Source organism: Pseudokineococcus marinus, from assembly GCF_013004605.1.
GTDB lineage: Bacteria > Actinomycetota > Actinomycetes > Actinomycetales > Quadrisphaeraceae > Pseudokineococcus > Pseudokineococcus marinus.
Window position 1 is genome coordinate 1 of record NZ_JABEMA010000537.1, and the last position, 1242, is coordinate 1242.

Consider the following 1242-nt stretch of genomic DNA (forward strand, 5'->3'; position numbering starts at 1 on the left):
GGGTCGACGGGAGGGCGGGGGTCGACGGGGCGTCCGGGAGCGGTGGTCACGCCCCACCGTCGCCCCGGACCCCGCCCACGGCGACCGGGGCGCCCGCCCGGCCCGGCCGTGGGCGCCGCCTCAGGCCCAGCGCCGCCCGGTGAGCCGCTCGTAGGCCTCGACGTAGCGCCCGCGCGTGGCCTCGACGACGTCGTCGGGCAGCGGCGGGGGCGGCGCGTCGGCCGCCCGGTCCCACCCCGAGGCGTCCGAGAGCAGCCAGTCGCGCACGAACTGCTTGTCGAAGGACGGCTGCGCGCGCCCGGGCGCCCACGCGGCGGCGTCCCAGAAGCGGGAGGAGTCGGGGGTGAGCACCTCGTCGGCCAGCACGAGCGCGCCCGGGGCCTCCGCGGAGGCGGCGTCGACGCCCGGCGGCAGCCCGAGCTCGATCTTCGTGTCGGCCAGCAGGACGCCGCGCTCGCGGGCCATCTCCTCGCCGAGGGCGTACAGGCGCAGCGTGACCTCGCGCGCGCGCTCGGCGAGGTCGGGGCCCAGCAGCTCGGCGACGACGGCGAAGCTGACGTTCTCGTCGTGGCCCACGTCGGCCTTGGTCGCCGGGGTGAAGACGGGGCGGTGCAGGCGCGAGCCGTCCTCGAGCCCGTCGGGCAGCTCCACGCCGCAGACGGCGCCCGTGGCCCGGTAGTCCGCGAGGCCGGAGCCCGTGAGGTAGCCGCGGGCCACGCACTCCACGGGCAGCATGGCCAGGCGCCGGCACCGGACGGCGCGGCCGGCGACGTCCGCGGGCACGCCGGACGAGGCGTCGTCGGGGCCGACCTCGGCGGACAGGACGTGGTCCGGCACGCCGAGCCCGGCCTCGGCGAGCCGCTCGAACCACCACAGCGACAGGGCCGTCAGCACGGCGCCCTTGTCGGGGACGGGCGTGGCGAGCACGTGGTCGAAGGCGCTGACGCGGTCGCTCGCGACGACGAGGAGGTCCCCCTCGCCCGGAGCGGCGGACGCGGGCTCGTAGAGGTCGCGCACCTTGCCCGAGCGCACGTGGCGCCAGCCGGGCAGCTCGGGCGGCACGGGGGCGGGGCCCGGGGCGGGCGCGGGGGCGGCGGCGCTCACGCGCGCACCCCCTGGTCCGCCCCCACGGCGATGTCCCCCCGGTGCTGCCCGCCGTCGAGGCCCACCTCGGCCACGGCGGCCGCCGCCGCGGCGCGCGCCTCGGCGAGCGTGGCGCCCGTCCCGACGAGCGAGAGCACC

At 79.8% G+C, this 1242-nt stretch carries 1 protein-coding gene; it reads right to left on the reverse strand.

Annotation, left to right across the window (positions count from 1 at the left end; translation table 11 throughout):
* Positions 1 to 120: 120 nt before the first annotated feature.
* Positions 121 to 1104 (reverse strand): phosphoribosylaminoimidazolesuccinocarboxamide synthase, encoded by a 984-nt coding sequence (locus HLB09_RS17290; RefSeq protein ID WP_171204518.1) that lies wholly within the window; start codon positions 1102 to 1104, stop codon positions 121 to 123.
* Between the last annotated feature and the right edge of the window lie 138 nt (positions 1105 to 1242).